The following is a 2,878-nucleotide window of genomic DNA, read 5'->3' on the forward strand; positions in this document are numbered from 1 at the left end:
ATGGCGATGATCGCAATCACCACCAACAATTCAATGAGCGTGAAACCCCGGCGTTTGGAAAGCCCCATGAGAAAACTCCCGTCAGGAAAATTGATGAGACGACGGATGTTCAAAAGGGAGAGGTGAACGAAATTAAGTGTAATTAATCCCGCTGTCTTTGCAAGTGGGAAAGGTGAAGAGGTGGCCGGCAAATGGCGGGTGAGGAGATGGGCGTTTGTCAGTTGAAACGGGCATCGATTTTGCAATCGAACAACATCATCAGCCGGAGATTCCAACGGGATGAACGCATCGGCTGACGAGGAGAACCGATCATGACCAAACGAGCCACTTGGAAAGAACACGAGAAGCATGGCAAGCTGACGAAGAAGAGTGATTTGCCGGGGACCGTCTTCGCCTTCCCCAAAAAACGCAAGGAGCCGCTCAGCGATGCCAGCCATGTTCGCAATGCCATCGCCCGGTTCGATCAGGTTGAAGATGTCACCGACGAAGAGCGGGAACAGGCATTCGCCAATATCAGGAAGGCGGCCGCGCACTATGGCGTCGAGATGACGGCGACCTCTTGGCGTGAACTTGGCAAACCGCATGGCGCAAAGTGAGTATTTTTCCCCATTTTGGCCGCTTTGCACGATATACGGCCCCCTTGGCCTCCTTGGCGCCGCCAATGCACACCGAGTCCTCGCGAGGCCGAAGTGACGGCCGGAACGCAAGGATATTCAAGAGGACTCTCATCATGCGGAACGCAAAGGCGTGGGTATGCGGTGTCATTTTCGGAATGGCGCTCGCCGGCACGGCATTTTGGGTGGGGCAACCCGATACCATTCTCGCGCAGGGGCGAGAAGAATTGAAAGATCACTGGAGGCATCACGACGGCCACTGGAGCTACTGGCACGCCGAGGACAAGCGGTGGTACTACACCGACGGAAACCATTGGTTCTACAGCGGCGCGGACGGATGGCGTCCCTACGCTTTCGACAAGCATTTTGGCCGCGAAGGGTTTGAACGCGGTGAATACAAACTGCCGCCGGCCGAGGCGAAGATCGTCCTCCCCCGGCATGAAGTGTGGCGACCCCGCTGACCTCAATTGATCGCCCAACGCAAAAGGCCACGGTCCCTGACAAGGACCGTGGCCTTTTGCGTTGGGCAATCCTCCGCGTCGCGGCTAACACTTATTGCAAATTCAACAAGCATCTTGTGTAAGAGATTCAAGAGCCTCGCTGACTCAGCGGGGCTCTTGGGATCATTTGCAAATGTTGCTGTCAGGCAACCGGAGGGGTCGTTGTCGGGGTCGCCGGGGTGTCCGTTGGTTTCGTCCGGCCAAAGAGTGCTTGCACGAGCAACAGCCCGGCGCCGCACACCAGGAAGCAGTCGGCCACGTTGAACACGGGCCAGTCGATGAGGTAGAAGTAGAGGAAGTCGCGCACGCCGCCGAACACAAAACGATCAAACATATTTCCGGTGGTGCCGCCGAGAATCAGGCCGAGGGCGAGGCACAACACCCGGTCCTTTCCGGTGCTTTTCCGCAGTCCCCATCCGGCGATGCCGACGGCGGCCAGCACGCTCACCACGCCAAAGAACAGATTGGCATCCGCCTTGTATTGGCCGCCGAGGCTGAATAGCGCCCCGTGATTCACGCGGGGAGGCAGCGGCCCGTTCCATTTGACCAGCGGGCAATCGCTCGGGGCGGCGCTTTCCGGCTCGAACTGGACGAGCAGCCGAAAAGCCCCCGGAATCACTTCGCGGGAGCCGACCAGCCGGTTCGGTTCGTAAAGCCAGTTGAACACGCCGTACTTGCTCGACTGATCGGCGGCAAAGCCCAACAGGCCCAAGGCAAACAGCGCCCAACGGTAGGATCGTTCCGGCATGATGTTCCCACACACAGGGGGGCGACTTCCGGCGGCGGGAGGACCGGTCCGGAGGCAAATATCACTCGACAGACTCCCTCCCATTGCTATAAGCCGGATTCGCCGGTTCCACAAGATGGATTGTCCGGCGGGGTTGTGAGGATGACGCCGATTGCCGGGTTTTCCGTGGTTTGCAGAATTACCCCTGTTGCCCGTTTTTCATGGATTGAAGTGAAAAATCGGCGGCCATGAGGGTCTGATGTGACGGTCGTGGGGGACATTCGGTTGACCGGACCTTTTCCACGGCGAAAGATTATTCGGGGACTTAAGCAAAACTGTCCGGATTGGCGTTCTTTGTCCGATGGGGATTGTTTCTCACGGGAAAACAGTTCCGGCGGGAATTGCCGACAAGACCGGCCGATCCTGAGCCGATAACCATTCTGATTATTCAGCGTCGGGGGACGGATCTTTACATGCGAGTGCTTGCCGCGATAACCGTGCTGGCGACCGGAATGCTCCTCGCCGGGTGCATGTCTCCGGAGCGGCGCAGCTCGCGAGACCGCGACGATCGCCGCCCTCCGGCCACGAATTCCAAGGATGATTCGCCGTGGTGGCTGGAAGGCAACTCCGGCCGGGCCAAGGCACGCACGGACGCTGTGGCCCGGACCGACCGTGAAACGATCATCGCCGGAGAAGTCGTCGAGGGGCCGGATCGCAAACGACTGCCGGGACGCACATATATTGTTGTGAAACCGGCCGAGGAGGTCGTCAGCGTCAATCCCGCCCGCAAGGGTGACGTGGGCGTGGAAACCGACGACGATGGCTATTTCTTCATGTCCGGCCTGGTGGCGGGCAAAACCTATGTCCTCTCGGCCGTGCGGGAGTATGACGGCAAAAAAATCTCCACCGAGATGATGATTAAACCGCCGGCCGGCAACATCCGGCTGGAACTCAACGACAACAAGATTTCTTCCATCACGCCGCCGCCCCCCGCCCCGGCGGGGCTCGGGCCGTTCGGCCCGCCCGGAGACACGGCC

5 protein-coding genes are annotated in these 2,878 nt (G+C 59.1%); 3 read left to right on the forward strand and 2 right to left on the reverse strand.

The features are described 5' to 3' along the window. Positions 1-350 (reverse strand): type II secretion system protein (locus tag BGIM_RS68095; RefSeq protein ID WP_390565861.1); only part of this gene is annotated, 350 nt, incomplete at its 3' end. Between BGIM_RS68095 and BGIM_RS0100385 the strand changes: the two genes are divergently transcribed. Further along, complete coding sequence (locus BGIM_RS0100385) at positions 312-596, forward strand: DUF6582 domain-containing protein (RefSeq protein ID WP_020467871.1); 285 nt, start codon at positions 312-314, stop codon at positions 594-596. The genes BGIM_RS68095 and BGIM_RS0100385 overlap by 39 nt on opposite strands. A 134-nt stretch (positions 597-730) precedes the next feature. Then, a complete protein-coding gene (locus BGIM_RS0100390) occupies positions 731-1,075 on the forward strand; it encodes a hypothetical protein (RefSeq protein WP_020467872.1) in 345 nt (114 codons plus the stop codon). A gap of 181 nt (positions 1,076-1,256) precedes the next feature. Here the strand turns inward: BGIM_RS0100390 and lspA are convergent, their stop codons facing one another. Further along, entirely contained in the window at positions 1,257-1,862 is a 606-nt protein-coding gene (lspA, locus tag BGIM_RS56690; RefSeq protein WP_020467874.1) for a signal peptidase II, read from the reverse strand. 452 nt (positions 1,863-2,314) lie between these two features. Here lspA and BGIM_RS0100400 point away from each other — a divergent pair. Then, positions 2,315-2,878: hypothetical protein (locus BGIM_RS0100400; RefSeq protein ID WP_157368526.1), on the forward strand; the 564-nt coding region annotated here is incomplete at its 3' end.

Source organism: Zavarzinella formosa DSM 19928, assembly GCF_000255705.1.
GTDB lineage: Bacteria > Planctomycetota > Planctomycetia > Gemmatales > Gemmataceae > Zavarzinella > Zavarzinella formosa.

Bases quoted from the DNA above. Each gene is read 5' to 3' on its own strand.
- BGIM_RS0100390 (WP_020467872.1), top strand. From the start codon at position 731: ATGCGGAACGCAAAGGCGTGGGTATGCGGTGTCATTTTCGGAATGGCG.
- BGIM_RS0100385 (WP_020467871.1), top strand. From the start codon at position 312: ATGACCAAACGAGCCACTTGGAAAGAACACGAGAAGCATGGCAAGCTG.
- lspA (WP_020467874.1), bottom strand. From the start codon at position 1,862: ATGCCGGAACGATCCTACCGTTGGGCGCTGTTTGCCTTGGGCCTGTTG.